The organism is Nonomuraea coxensis DSM 45129, from assembly GCF_019397265.1.
GTDB classification, from domain to species: domain Bacteria; phylum Actinomycetota; class Actinomycetes; order Streptosporangiales; family Streptosporangiaceae; genus Nonomuraea; species Nonomuraea coxensis.
The window spans coordinates 98,383-110,492 of the sequence record NZ_CP068985.1 but is presented as its reverse complement, the minus strand read 5'-3'; the positions used below and the strand labels follow the sequence as shown (position 1 = coordinate 110,492).

Annotated in this window: 11 protein-coding genes; 5 read left to right on the top strand and 6 right to left on the bottom strand. The window is 73.9% G+C overall.

Annotated elements, in window-relative coordinates; all coding sequences use genetic code 11:
* Nucleotides 1-75: 75 nt before the first annotated feature.
* The 4 genes from Nocox_RS00515 to Nocox_RS00500 all read right to left on the bottom strand — a co-directional run bounded on the left by Nocox_RS00515 (nt 76) and on the right by Nocox_RS00500 (nt 3,967).
* Nucleotides 76-642: a PadR family transcriptional regulator gene (locus tag Nocox_RS00515; protein ID WP_020542333.1), complete on the bottom strand. Its 567-nt coding sequence runs from the start codon at nt 640-642 to the stop codon at nt 76-78.
* A gap of 72 nt (nt 643-714) precedes the next feature.
* Nucleotides 715-1,512, bottom strand: coding sequence for an MBL fold metallo-hydrolase (locus Nocox_RS00510; RefSeq protein ID WP_020542332.1), 798 nt, complete (start codon nt 1,510-1,512; stop codon nt 715-717).
* A gap of 71 nt (nt 1,513-1,583) precedes the next feature.
* Nucleotides 1,584-2,162: an alpha/beta fold hydrolase gene (locus Nocox_RS00505; protein WP_020542331.1), complete on the bottom strand. Its 579-nt coding sequence runs from the start codon at nt 2,160-2,162 to the stop codon at nt 1,584-1,586.
* A gap of 14 nt (nt 2,163-2,176) precedes the next feature.
* Nucleotides 2,177-3,967 carry a flavin-containing monooxygenase gene (locus Nocox_RS00500; protein WP_020542330.1) on the bottom strand — a complete coding sequence of 597 codons (1,791 nt, stop codon included), beginning with the start codon at nt 3,965-3,967 and terminating at the stop codon, nt 2,177-2,179.
* A gap of 154 nt (nt 3,968-4,121) precedes the next feature.
* Between Nocox_RS00500 and Nocox_RS00495 the strand changes: the two genes are divergently transcribed.
* The 3 genes from Nocox_RS00495 (at nt 4,122) to Nocox_RS00485 (ending at nt 6,790) form a co-directional block, all read left to right on the top strand.
* Nucleotides 4,122-5,456, top strand: a complete 1,335-nt coding sequence (locus Nocox_RS00495; RefSeq protein ID WP_020542329.1) for a hypothetical protein — start codon at nt 4,122-4,124, stop codon at nt 5,454-5,456.
* Nucleotides 5,456-6,172, top strand: coding sequence for a hypothetical protein (locus tag Nocox_RS00490; RefSeq protein WP_020542328.1), 717 nt, complete (start codon nt 5,456-5,458; stop codon nt 6,170-6,172). The genes Nocox_RS00495 and Nocox_RS00490 overlap by 1 nt, the downstream gene beginning before the upstream one ends.
* 99 nt (nt 6,173-6,271) lie before the next feature.
* Nucleotides 6,272-6,790, top strand: coding sequence for a universal stress protein (locus Nocox_RS00485; protein ID WP_020542327.1), 519 nt, complete (start codon nt 6,272-6,274; stop codon nt 6,788-6,790).
* Here Nocox_RS00485 and pdxR read toward each other — a convergent pair.
* Entirely contained in the window at nt 6,746-8,152 is a 1,407-nt protein-coding gene (gene pdxR, locus Nocox_RS00480; protein ID WP_020542326.1) for a MocR-like pyridoxine biosynthesis transcription factor PdxR, read from the bottom strand. The genes Nocox_RS00485 and pdxR overlap by 45 nt on opposite strands.
* A gap of 67 nt (nt 8,153-8,219) precedes the next feature.
* On the opposite strand from pdxR, the gene Nocox_RS00475 reads away from it, so the two are divergent.
* Nucleotides 8,220-8,669 carry a carboxymuconolactone decarboxylase family protein gene (locus tag Nocox_RS00475; RefSeq protein ID WP_020542325.1) on the top strand — a complete coding sequence of 150 codons (450 nt, stop codon included), beginning with the start codon at nt 8,220-8,222 and terminating at the stop codon, nt 8,667-8,669.
* Nucleotides 8,666-9,901, top strand: coding sequence for an MFS transporter (locus tag Nocox_RS00470; protein WP_020542324.1), 1,236 nt, complete (start codon nt 8,666-8,668; stop codon nt 9,899-9,901). Before Nocox_RS00475 ends, Nocox_RS00470 begins: the two co-directional genes overlap by 4 nt.
* Here Nocox_RS00470 and Nocox_RS00465 read toward each other — a convergent pair.
* Nucleotides 9,878-12,088: a heavy metal translocating P-type ATPase gene (locus tag Nocox_RS00465; protein WP_020542323.1), complete on the bottom strand. Its 2,211-nt coding sequence runs from the start codon at nt 12,086-12,088 to the stop codon at nt 9,878-9,880. The two genes, Nocox_RS00470 and Nocox_RS00465, sit on opposite strands and share 24 nt — an antisense overlap.
* Between the last annotated feature and the right edge of the window lie 22 nt (nt 12,089-12,110).

Sequence of the window (12,110 nt, the reverse complement as noted above, 5' to 3'; positions counted from 1 at the left end):
AGTCCGGACAGGGCAGGCGCCTTGGGTCGGATGCCGGCCGCCGGGGTGTTGGCGCACCCCGGCGGCCGTTCTTTCTCACAGGGGCGGGCTCCAGTCGAGCTCGCCCCTGTCCAGCCGGTCGAGCAGGTCGCCGAGCCAGGCCAGCTCGGCCCGGTGCAGCGCCTGCTCGTACTCCAGTTCCAGCACGAGCACGTCGGGCAGGCCGTCCTCGGCCAGGGCCCGCCGGTGGGCGTCCATCCCGGCGAGGACGCCCTCGATCGTCGCGGCGCGGGCGCGCAGCGCCCGCTGGGCCTCGGGCAGCGGGAGGCAGCCCATGAGCGAGACCGCGGCGACGAACGCTCGCCGGTCGGGGTCGGGCCGTTCCAGGAGCCGGCGCAGCCGGGCGGCCAACTCCTCCCGGCCCTCGTCGGTGATCTCGTAGACCGTGCGCTCGGGCCTGCGGCCCTCGCGGTCGGTCTTCGCGGGCACGATGAGCTCGTCCCTGGCCAGCCGCTCGACCGCGTGGTAGAGGCTGCGCGGCAGGCCGGTGATGTAGTCCTTGTGCCAGTCGACGATGAGCCGGTGCAGCTCGTACGGGTGAGCGGCGCGCAGCGTGAGCAGGGCCAGGACGGTCAGCCCGACCAGATCGTGGCGGCGCGCCATGATGCTCCTTTCTATAGTGCAATTTGCACTATAGCCAGACGCAGCACCGGAAGTCGAGGGGGTCGGCGGCGATCAGGCGTCGAGCTGCAGGAAGGCCCGGTCGATCGCCTGCCTGCTGGTCTCCTCCGGGTACGGGAACCGGCCGATGAGGTCGCGCAGCCCCTCCGTGTGCGCCCGCCTGGCCAGGTCGGCCACCAGCGCCAGCTCGGCCTGCTGCCCCGACGCGAACGCGCGGTCCACCACCGCGCCGTGCCCCGGCACGATCACCGGCTCGGGCATCTCCCTGAGCATCGCGGCCAGCGTCACCGGCCAGTCCAGCGGGTACGAGTCCGCGAACGCGGGCGGCGCCCCCTCCTCCACCAGGTCACCCGCGAACACCACCCCCGCGTCCGGCACCTGCACCACGACATCGTTGCTGCTGTGCCCGAGCCCGAAGTGCCGCAGATGCACCATGCGCCCGCCGATGTCGAGGCTCGCGGCGCTGGTGAACGTGCAGTCCGGCGCCACGACGGTCACCTCCTCCAGCTCCTCGCGCCACTCCGGGTTCCGTTCCACGAGGACGGCGCGCTGCTGCTCGCCGTACGTCTCGATCTCCTCGGCGCAGCGGGCGTGGCCCCAGATCTCGGCCGGGCGGAAGAGCGCGTTGCCGAAGTAGTGGTCGAAGTGGGAGTGACTGTTGACGACCGTCCAGGGGCCGTACGTGATCGTCCTGATCGCGGCGATCAGGTCGGCCGCCTGCCGGTGCGAGGCCCGGGTGTCGAGCACCAGGCAGTGCCCGTCGTCGCCCACGACGAGGCCGGTGTTCATGTCGTAGGACCGGTGCCGGCGGACGTAGACCCGGTCGCCGATCTCCTGCCACTTCTCGTCCATGGCAACGAACCCTACTTTTCACCCCCGTCCAGGGCATGTCCCCCTTATTCCCAGCAGAGCCGTGCGGGGAATCAGGGGCTGAAGAAGCGGGTGAGGACGGTGGCAAGGGACGTGGGGTCGGTCCCCTGGACGACGACCCGCTCCGGCACCGGCAGCGCCGCCGCGATGGCGTCCGCCGCCCGGTCGAGGAAGCCGCCCCCGGCGAGGGGGCCCGTGGCCACCAGGGTCGGGCAGTGGATCTTGGCGAGCCGGTCGAGCGTCAGGCGGTCGAGCGTCAGGCCGTCGGCCGGCTCGTCGGGGGTGTCCTCCGCCAGGGCGTACGGGACCTCGTACACGGCGAGCCTCGCCACCGGCAGCCCGGCCGCGGCCGCCTCCAGGGCGAGCGCGCCGCCGGAGGAGGCGCCGTAGAGGTGCGCGGCCCCGCCCGCGGCCTCCATCAGCGCCGCGAGGTCCTCGAGCTCGCGCTCCACAGCGCATGGAGGCGCGCCGTCGCCCCGCCGGTCGGGGTTGTGGACCGTGAAGTGCGCGGCCAGCTCCGCGGCCAGGATCGCATGGTCGGCGCTCGCGCCGCCCACCAGGACGACCGCCGGCCCCGACCCCAGCCGGTCGTACGCGATGGACGTGCCGTCGCTCGACGTGACGCGGTGCATGCGACTCCCTCAGCTCAAGGGTGGAACCGGAGCCCTTCGAACGCCCCGGAGGACCGCCACCGGTCAATATAGGCGAAGAACGCCGCCGCGCCCCCGGGATACCCGCCGTTCAACCGCCCGCGTACGCCCAGGTCACGGCCCTCGTTGTTGTAGTAGCCGGGTGTGCAGTCGGGCGAGCCGAGCAGCGGGCCGTTGCCGGACAGCAGCAGGTCCACCCAGCCGTCCTCGGCCTCCTTGGTGACCTCGACCTCGGTGTGTCCGTGCGCCAGGGCGTGCGCGACGACGGTGGCGACCGTGCGGCCGGCCTCGGTGAGGTTGTGGGGGATGTTGGAGAGCAGGTTCGCGCCCTGGGTGTGGCCGATGAGGAAGGCGTTGGGGAAGCCGTGCACGTGGATGCCGTGCAGCGAGCGCATGCCGTCCGCCCAGTGCTCCGACAGCAGGCGGCCGTCGCGGCCGGTCAGGTCGTAGCCGGCGCGGCGGGTCCAGTCGGTGCCGACCTCGAAGCCGGAGGCGTAGATGACGCAGTCGACCTCGTACTCGCGGCCGGCGGCGACGACGCCCTTCTCGGTGACGCGCTCGACGCCCTTGCCGTCGGTGTCCACCAGGTGGACGCCGGGCAGGTTGAACGCCTGGAGGTACTCGTCGTGGAAGCAGGGGCGCTTGCAGAGCTGGCGGTACCACGCCTTGAGCCCGCGCGCGGTCTCCGGGTCGCGTACGACGGCGTCGACGCGGGCGCGGATCTCCTCCATCTTCTCGAAGTCGGAGTCCTCGAAGGCGGCCAGCAGCGTCTGCGGGGTGACCTCGGGCAGCTCGGCGATCCTGGCCCTGACCCGGCGGGCGAGGTCGGTCCAGCCGTCCATCACCAGGTCCTCCTCGGCCTGGGCGCCGGTCTGCATGGCGGTGAAGTTCTCCAGCCAGCGGCGCTGCCAGCCGGGCGTGGCGATGCCGGCGAACCACTCGGGGTCGGTGGGGCGGTTGCCGCGCACGTCAACGCTGGACGGGGTGCGCTGGAAGACGTACAGCTCGGCGGCGGCCCTCGCCAGGTGGGGGACGCACTGGACGGCGGTCGCGCCGGTGCCGATGATCGCGACGCGCTTGTCGGCCAGCCGGTCCATGGGGGCGCCGGCCGGGTCGCCGCCGGTGTAGGCGTAGTCCCAGCGGCTGGTGTGGAAGGCGTGGCCGCGGAAGTCCGCCATCCCGGGGATGCCGGGGAGCTTCGGCACGTGCAGCGGCCCGATGCCCATGACGACGAACCGCGCGGTGAAGGCGTCGCCGCGGCCGGTGCGCACCAGCCACCGGCCGCCGAGCCATTCCAGGCCGGTGACCTCGGTGTGGAACAGGGCGTCGTCGTAGAGGCCGTAGTGTTTGCCGATGCGGCGGCAGTGCTCCAGGATCTCGGGCGCGTGCGCGTACTTCTCGGACGGCATGTGGCCGGTCTCCTCCAGGAGCGGCATGTAGACGTACGACGCCGTGTCGCACTGCGCTCCCGGGTAGCGGTTCCAGTACCAGGTGCCGCCGAAGTCGCCGGCCTTGTCGAGGACGCGGACGTCCTGGACGCCGGCCTCCTTGAGCCTGGCCCCGGTGAGCAGCCCGGCGAAGCCGCCGCCGATGACCGCGACGGTGACGTGGTCGGTCTTGGGGGCGCGCTCGGTCCGGGGGGTGTACGGATCGTCCAGGTAGTCGGCGGGCAGGCGGAGGTACTGGTCGTTGCCGTCCGGGCGGAGCCGCTTGTCGCGCTCCTCGCGGTATTTGCGGCGCAGGGCCTCTTTGTCGATTCCGTCGATGCTGCCGGTCGCGGCTGTCATGCGTCCTCCGGTGGATTGTCCGAGGCAATTCCAGAATCACATTCGGTGCCGGTCGCCGACAAGACCCCCACCGTCGGCGGCCGTCGGGCGAGCTCGGGGCCGCTATGGTGATTAATCCGTACATGAGGAAGCTGCCCGAGGAAGCTGCACCGCCTTGGCTCACCGCGCGCTGGTCATCGCCCTGCTGCCCGCCATCGGGCTGCGCGTGCTCGCCGTGCTCGGATTCCCGCCCGCGCTGCTGTTCTACGGGGACTCCTTCGCGTTCCTGCGCGAGGAGCTGACGCCCGGCACCGCCCGGCCGTCCGGCTACTCCCTGCTGCTCGCGCTGCTGCGCCCCGCCCACAGCCTGACGCTCGTGACGGTCCTGCAGCACCTGCTGGGACTGGCGCTCGCGATCGGCGTGTACGCCCTGCTCAGGCGGCGCGGCCTGCCCGGCTGGGGCGCGACGCTGCTGGTCACCCCGCTGCTGTACGACGAGTTCCTGATCCTCCTGGAACACATGATCATGGCGGACGCGGTCTTCGTCGCGCTCGTCACGGGAGCCGTCGCGCTCGTGGTCCGGCGCGTCACCCCCGCCACGGCGGCGACCGCCGGCCTGCTGCTCGGCCTGGCCGGCATCACCCGGACGGTCGGCCTGCCGCTGCTGCTGCTCACGGCCGCGTACCTGCTGGTCCGCCGGTACGGCTGGCGCCCCCTGCTGGCGCTGGTCGTGGCCGGGGCGATCCCGCTCGGCGCGTACGCCACCTGGACCAAGGCGGAGAAGGGCACGTTCGCGCTCACCGAGGCGGACGGCAACTTCCTCTGGTCGAGGACCATGAGCTTCGCCGACTGCGCGGTGATCGACCCGCCGGAGCGCCTCGCCGTGCTCTGCCCGGACATGCCCGTCGAGCAGCGCCCGTACCCGCCCCACTGGCTGTGGGAGGACTTCTCGCCGCTGCTCAAGGTGCCGGGCACGGCCCACCGCAACCAGCTCGCGGGGGAGTTCGCCCGGCAGGCCATCCTCGCCCAGCCGGTCGACTACCTCGCCGCCGTGGCGACCGACCTCAGGCAGCTCCTGCGCTGGGAGCGCACGGCCGTGGACGAGAAGACGCCGTACAAGCTGCCCGCCGCCGAACGGCCCATCAGCCAGTCGGTGCGCGGCATCGCGGAGGCGTACGAGGCCGGGCCGGCCGCCACGCGCGTCGTCGAGCCGTACGCCGGCTGGCTGCGGGCCTACCAGCGCTTCGGGTACGTGCCGTTCCCGCTGCTGATGGTCGCGCTGGTGGCCGCGTTCGGGCTCATGGTGTGGCGGCGGCGCTGGGACGCGCTGCTCCCGGCGCTGGCGGCGCTCGCGCTCGTCGTCTCGCCGCCGTTCCTCGCCGCCTTCGACGTCCGGTACGTGGTGCCGGCGATCCCGCTGATCTTCCTGGCTCTCGGCCTCACCCTGGCCGGCCGCGCCCCGGAGCCGGCCGCCCCCCAGGAGCCCGCGCGGCTCAGCCGGGCAGGCTGATGCCGAAATTTCGGGACCTGCCGGAATATGCGGCGGCGATCGCCCCGGTCATCGACGCGGCCTGCGTCAACGTGCACGCCACGGCGCTCCGCGCCGCCACCGAGCTGGCCGAGACCTCCAGCGTCACCCCCGGGCTCCTGCTCGACCTGCGCTTCGTGCTCCCCCTGCGCCCGGTGACCCGCGCCGGGCTCGCCGCGATCCACCGCTACCACGACCCCGCGGCCCTGGAGGACGCCGTCCAGGAGCACCTGCGCGAGGGCACGCTGACCGGCGGGGACGACGGCCTGCGGCTGACCGCCCGCGGCCTCGCGTACGTCCACCGCCTGTACGACGTCCACGCCGCCGCCACCGCCCGCGCCTGGGCGGGCCGCGACCTGCCGGCCCTGGCCGGCCTGGCGGGGCGCGTCCTGGAGCACGCCGAGCGCGTCCCCGGCGGGGCGCTGGAGCTGGTGGCGCCCCCGTACGAGCCGGGCGGCGCCTCCCCCGGCGTGCTGCTGTTCAACCGCCTGGCCGCGCTCCGCTACCACCGCGCCGACGCCCACGCCGCGGCCTGGGAGGCGGCGGGCCTGACCGCGGCCGAGATCGTCGGCCTGCGCGACGGCCCGGTGCGCGCCGGCGTCGAGGCGGCGACGAACCTCCGCGCGGCCGGAGCGTACGCGGCGTTGTCCGCCGCCGAGCGCGACACGCTCCACGACGGCCTGCTCACGCTCATCTGATCCGCGTCCGCGAGCGGCGACTCCATAGTTCGCAAAGTCCCACCTCCCGGTAACCGGCCGGGTGGCGCACTATGGTCGTACTTCTCATCAGGAGGCACCGTGGAACAGGATCTGCCCGGCGGTGCGAGGCTGATCGTGGGAGTGGACGAGTCCCCGGCCTCGCGCTGGGCGCTGGCCTGGGCCATCGGAGCGGCCAGGCTGCACCGGATGGCCCTGGTCGCCGTGCACGTCAGCCGCGCGCCGGTCCATCCCTTCCCCGAGGCCCTGCCCGTGCAGCACGCGGTCCGGGCGGGCGAGGAGGCCCGCTGCGCCGAGGTGATCACGGCGGCGTTCGAGGACGTGGCGGGCGGGGTGCCCGACGACCTCACGACGGCCGCGATCGGCCGGGTCGGCGACCCCGGCTACCATCTCGTCGATCTCGCCGGCGAGGGCGACCTGCTGGTGCTGGGCCGGGGGAGACGCGGGCTGTTCAGCCGCATCTTCCTGCCCTCCACCAGCATGTACTGCGCCCGGCACGCGCGTACGACGGTGGTGATCGTGCAGCAGCCGGCCGCGCCCGACGACCCCGAGCTGTCAGGTGACCGCGGCCGGCGGTCCTGGGGCCGCCGGCATCCGTAGCGAGCGCCGCAGCCGGCGCAGCCCCTCAGGGAGCAGGTCCGTGGTGATCCCGCCGTAGCCCAGCACCAGCCCAGGCTGCGGGACGCCGTCCGCGCAGTACGCCTCCAGCCGCTCCACCGCGAGCCCCGGCGCCGGCTCGACGGACACGCCGGGCGCGAGGCGGGCGCACAGGTGCAGCCCCGCGCTGGAGGGCACCGGCCGCAGCCGCTCCTCGGCGGCCAGCGCCTCGGCGATGAGCGCGTGGCGGGCGGCGTACTCGCGGGTCGCCTTCCTGATGTGCCTGGCCAGCAGCCCTTCGTCGATGAAGCGGGCGAGCGCCGCCTGCGTCGGCAGCTCCCCGTGCCAGTCCGAGAGCTGCCTGGCGGTGCGCAGCGCGGGCGCGAGCGAGGCGGGCGCGACGAGGAAACCGAGCCGCAACATGGGGAGCAGCGTCTTCGAGAACGAGCCGACGTAGACGACCCGGCCCGCCCGGTCGAGGCTCTGGAGGGGTGCGAGCGGGCGCTCGCCGAAGCGGAACTCGCTGTCGTAGTCGTCCTCGATGAGCACCGCGCGGCGGCGCTCGGCCCAGGCGAGCAGCGCGGCGCGGCGGGCCGGCGACATGGGCGTGCCCAGCGGGAACTGGTGGGACGGCGTCACGTACACGATGCGGGCCGCGCCGGGGATGGCCGCGACGTCGATGCCCTCGGCGTCCACCGGCACGGCGGCGACGCGCGCCCCGAGCGAGCGGAACAGCAGGCGGGCGGGCCAGTAGCCGGGCTCCTCGACGGCCACGCAGGTGCCCGGCTCGATCAGCACCCGGCCGATGAGGTCGAGGGCCTGCTGGGCGCCGTTCGTGATGAGCACGTCGCCGGGGCCGGCGTGGACCGAGCGGCTGAGCCCGATGTGCCGGGAGATCGCCTCGCGGAGCGCCGGGTGCCCGGCCGGGTCCGCGTAGCCGCCCGTGCCGGCGCGCAGCTCGCGGGCCACCAGGCGGCGCCAGGTCTGCATGGGGAACAGGCGGGGGTCGGGCATGCCGACGCGGAAGTCGTACGGGGCGGCCGGGATCTGCGCGGGCGGGCTGAGGTCCGCCCAGGGCGCGCGCGGGCGGATGACGCCCTTCGGCGCGGCCCGGCCGCGTACCGGCGCGGCGGAGACGAACGTGCCCGCGCCCGCCCGCCCCTCAAGGAAGCCGTCGGCCACCAGGCGGTCGTAGGCGAGCGCGACCGTGTTCCTGGAGATGTCCAGCCGGCGGGCCAGCTCGCGCGTCGGGGGCAGGCGCTCGCCCGAGCGCAGGCGGCCGTCGAGGATGGCGTCCATGAGCTGGCGGTACACCTGGGCGGCCAGGTTGCCGCTGCCCTCATGAAGGGTGATGTGCACGTCCATCTTGGCCCAATCATTTGGCTTGAAATTGGAGCTTATCGTGGGACAAGCCGGGCGCGAAGATGAAGTCATGACCGAACGCATGAACCTCGGCTCCCTGGCCCGCGAGGCCTACCGTGGAATGGCCTTCCTGGACCACTTCGTCGCCGCGAGCCCGCTCCCCTCGTCCCTCGTCCACCTGATCAACCTGCGCGCCAGCCAGATCAACGGCTGCGTCTACTGCGTGGACATGCACAGCGCCGACGCCAAGAAGGAAGGGGAGAGCGACGCGCGGCTGCACGCGGTCGCGGTGTGGAGGGAGGCGCCGTTCTTCACCGAGCGGGAGCGGGCCGCGCTCGCCTTCACCGAGGCCGCCACCCGGCTGTCCACCGACGACGTGACCGACGCCGTCTGGAACGAGGCCGCCGCGCACTTCGGCGAGGAGGAGATGGCGGCGCTCGTGGTCGCGGTGGCCGCGATCAACGCCTGGAACCGGATCGGGGTCTCCACCCGCATGACGCCCGAGTCGTACCAGCCATGACCGCCGTCACTCTCGCCGCCCCGGCGTCCGCCGCCGGCCGCCGGGGCTCCGGGCGGCGGGTGCTCGCCCAGGCGCAGTTCGCGAACTCCGTCGGCGACGGGGCCTACCTCGTCGCCTCCGCCTTCTACTTCGCGAAGGTCGTGGGCCTGCCCCCGGCCCAGATCGGGCTCGGCCTCACGGCCGGCTGGGCCGCCGGCATGGTGGCCGGGGTCCCGCTCGGGCACCTCGCCGACCGGCGCGGCCCGCGCGGCATCGCCGTGACGCTGGCGGTCGCGACCGCCGTCGCGGTGGCCTCGTTCGCGCTGGTCCGCTCGTTCGCGCCGTTCCTGCTGGTCACCTGCTTGTACGGCATCGCGCAGACCGGCCTGTCGGCCGCCCGCCAGGCCCTGCTCGCCGGCCTCGTGCCGCCCGCCGGGCGGACCGCGGCCCGCGCGATGCTCCAGGCCACGCTGAACGGCGGCCTCGCCGTCGGGGCCGGGCTCGGCGGGATCGCGCTCTGGCTGGACACGCCCGCCGCGTACACGGCGCTCTTCGCCCTCGACGCGGCCGGCTTCCTCGTCGCCGCCGCCCTCCTGCTGCGGCTCCCCGCACTCCGCCCGGCGGGCGGAGCCGCGGGCGGCGCCGTTCCTTCCGGCAGGCTGACCGTGCTGCGGGACCGGCCGTACGCGCTGGTCACGCTGATCAACGCGGTGCTGCTGTTCTACATGCCGCTGCTCAGCGTCATCGTGCCGCTGTGGATCGCCGGGCGGACGTCCGCGCCGTCGTGGGTGGTGGCCGCGCTGCTCCTGGTGAACACCGGCAGCGTGCTCGCCTTCCAGGTGCGGGTGGCCCGCCGGGTGCGGACCCTGCGGGAGGCGTCCGCGTCGGTGCGGCGGGCCGGGCTGATGATGCTGGCGGCCTGCGCGGTGTTCGCGCTCAGCCCGTACGGGTGGCCGTACCTGCTGCTGGGCGCGGCGCTGCTGGTGTGGGGCGAGATGCTGCTGGCCGCCGGCGCCTGGGAGATCAGCTTCGGCCTCGCCCCCGACGACCGCCAGGGGCAGTACCAGGGCTTCTTCGGCACCGGCACCGCCGTCGCCCGCATGCTCGGCCCGGTCGCGCTCACCGCGCTCGTCCTCGGCGGCGGGACGCTCGGCTGGCTCGTCCTCGGCGCGATGTTCGCGGCGGCCGGCGCCGCGATGGCGCCGGCCGTCCGCTGGGCGCTCCGCCGCTCAGCGGAACGCGCGCAGCCGTAGGCTGTTGCTCACGACGAACACGCTGGAGAACGCCATGGCCGCCCCCGCGATCATCGGATTGAGCAGCCCCGCCGCCGCCAGCGGCAGCGCCGCCACGTTGTACGCGAACGCCCAGAACAGGTTGCCCTTGATGACCGCCAGCGTCCGGCGCGAGAGCCGGATCGCGTCCGGCGCCACCCGCAGGTCGCCGCGCACCAGCGTCAGGTCCGCAGCCGCGATGGCGGCGTCGGTGCCGGTGCCCATCGCCAGCCCCAGGTCGGACTGGGCCAGCGCGGCGGCGTCGTTGACCCCGTCGCCCACCATGGCCACGACCTTGCCCTCGCCCTGGAGCCGCTTGACGACGTCCACCTTCTCGGCGGGCAGCACGTCGGCGATCACCTCGTCGATGCCCACCTCGTGCGCCACCGTCGTGGCCACGGCCTCGTTGTCGCCGGTCAGCAGCACCGGGGTGAGCCCCAGCGCCCTGAGCTGCGCGACCGCCTCCTTGCTGGTGGGCTTGACGACGTCCGCCACCACCAGCAGCGCCCGCGCCTTCCCGTCCCAGCCGACGGCGACGACCGTACGGCCCTTGGCCTGCTCCTCCTCCAGCTTGCCCGCGAGGTCCGCGGGCAGGTGCTGCGACCACTCGGCGAGCAGCCGGGGGCGTCCGACCAGCACCGCGTGCCCGTCCACGACGCCCTGCACGCCGAGCCCCTCGACGTTCGCGAAGTCCTCGACGACGGCCTCCGAGGCGGCCTCGCGGGCGACGGCCTGGGCGATCGGGTGCTCGGAGGCGTTCTCCAGCGCCCCGGCCAGCCGCAGCACCTCCTCGCGGGTCTCCCCCTCGGCCAGGTGCACGGTGGTCAGCGTCATGCGGCCCTCGGTGACCGTGCCGGTCTTGTCCAGGACGACGGTGTCCACCTTGCGCGTGGACTCCAGCACCTCGGGGCCCTTGATGAGGATGCCGAGCTGCGCGCCCCGCCCGGTGCCGACCAGCAGCGCCGTCGGCGTGGCGAGGCCCAGCGCGCACGGGCAGGCGATGATCAGGACCGCCACCGCGGCCGTGAACGCCGCCCCCGCCCCGTTGCCGGTGCCGAGCCAGTAGCCGAGCGTGCCGACGGCCAGCGCGATCACGACCGGCACGAACACGCCCGAGATCCGGTCGGCCAGCCGCTGCACCTGCGCCTTGCCGGTCTGCGCCTCCTCCACCAGCCGCGCCATCTGCGCGAGCTGCGTGTCGGCGCCGACCCTGGTGGCCCGCACGATGAGCCGGCCGCCCGCGTTGACGGTCGCGCCGGTCACGCCGTCGCCCGGCTTGACCTCGACCGGCACCGACTCGCCCGTCAGCATCGAGGTGTCCACCGCCGAGGTGCCCTCCTCGACCACGCCGTCCGTGGCGATCTTCTCGCCCGGCCGCACCACGAACCGGTCGCCGGCCTGGAGCCGTTCGACCGGCACCCGGCTGCCGTCGGCCAGCTCCACGTCCTTCGCGCCCAGCTCCATCAGCGCCCGCAGCGCCGCGCCCGCCCGCCGCTTCGAACGGGACTCGAAGTAACGCCCGGCCAGGATGAACGCCGTCACCCCCGCCGCCGCCTCCAGGTAGATGTTGCCGGAGCCGTCGGTGCGCTCGATCGTGAACTCGAACGGGTGCGTCATCCCCGGCGTGCCCGCCGAGCCGAAGAACAGCGCCCACAGCGACCAGCCGAACGCCGCCAGCGTGCCCATGGAGATCAGCGTGTCCATGGTGGCCGCGCCGTGACGCAGGTTGGCCCAGGCCGCCTTGTGGAACGGCCAGCCCGCGTACACCACGACCGGCGCCGCCAGCGTCAGCGACAACCACTGCCAGTTCGGGAACTGCAGCGGCGGGATCATCGCCATCGCCACCACCGGGACGCTCAGCACGATCGCGGTGATCAGCCGGCGGCGCAGCTCGTCCGGCTGCCCCTCCTCCTTCTTCTCCGCTTCCTCCTCGGCGGCGGGTGGGGCGGGGAGCGCGGCGGTGTAGCCCGCCTTCTCGACCTCCTCGACCAGCGTCCGCGGATCGAGGTCCTCCGGGAAGGTGACCTTCGCCTTCTCGGTCGCGTAGTTGACCGTCGCGGTCACGCCGTCGAGCTTGTTGAGCTTGCGCTCGATCCGGTTGGCGCAGGACGCGCAGGTCATGCCGCCGATCGTGAGCTCGACAGCCTTGCCCTCGGTTACGGAGGACATGTCACCTCTCCCTTCGTCGCGT

Bases quoted from the DNA above. Each gene is read 5' to 3' on its own strand.
- Nocox_RS00500 (WP_020542330.1), bottom strand. From the start codon at position 3,967: ATGACAGCCGCGACCGGCAGCATCGACGGAATCGACAAAGAGGCCCTG.
- Nocox_RS00505 (WP_020542331.1), bottom strand. From the start codon at position 2,162: ATGCACCGCGTCACGTCGAGCGACGGCACGTCCATCGCGTACGACCGG.
- Nocox_RS00465 (WP_020542323.1), bottom strand. From the start codon at position 12,088: ATGTCCTCCGTAACCGAGGGCAAGGCTGTCGAGCTCACGATCGGCGGC.
- Nocox_RS00470 (WP_020542324.1), top strand. From the start codon at position 8,666: ATGACCGCCGTCACTCTCGCCGCCCCGGCGTCCGCCGCCGGCCGCCGG.
- Nocox_RS00475 (WP_020542325.1), top strand. From the start codon at position 8,220: ATGACCGAACGCATGAACCTCGGCTCCCTGGCCCGCGAGGCCTACCGT.
- Nocox_RS00515 (WP_020542333.1), bottom strand. From the start codon at position 642: ATGGCGCGCCGCCACGATCTGGTCGGGCTGACCGTCCTGGCCCTGCTC.
- Nocox_RS00510 (WP_020542332.1), bottom strand. From the start codon at position 1,512: ATGGACGAGAAGTGGCAGGAGATCGGCGACCGGGTCTACGTCCGCCGG.
- Nocox_RS00490 (WP_020542328.1), top strand. From the start codon at position 5,456: ATGCCGAAATTTCGGGACCTGCCGGAATATGCGGCGGCGATCGCCCCG.
- pdxR (WP_020542326.1), bottom strand. From the start codon at position 8,152: ATGGACGTGCACATCACCCTTCATGAGGGCAGCGGCAACCTGGCCGCC.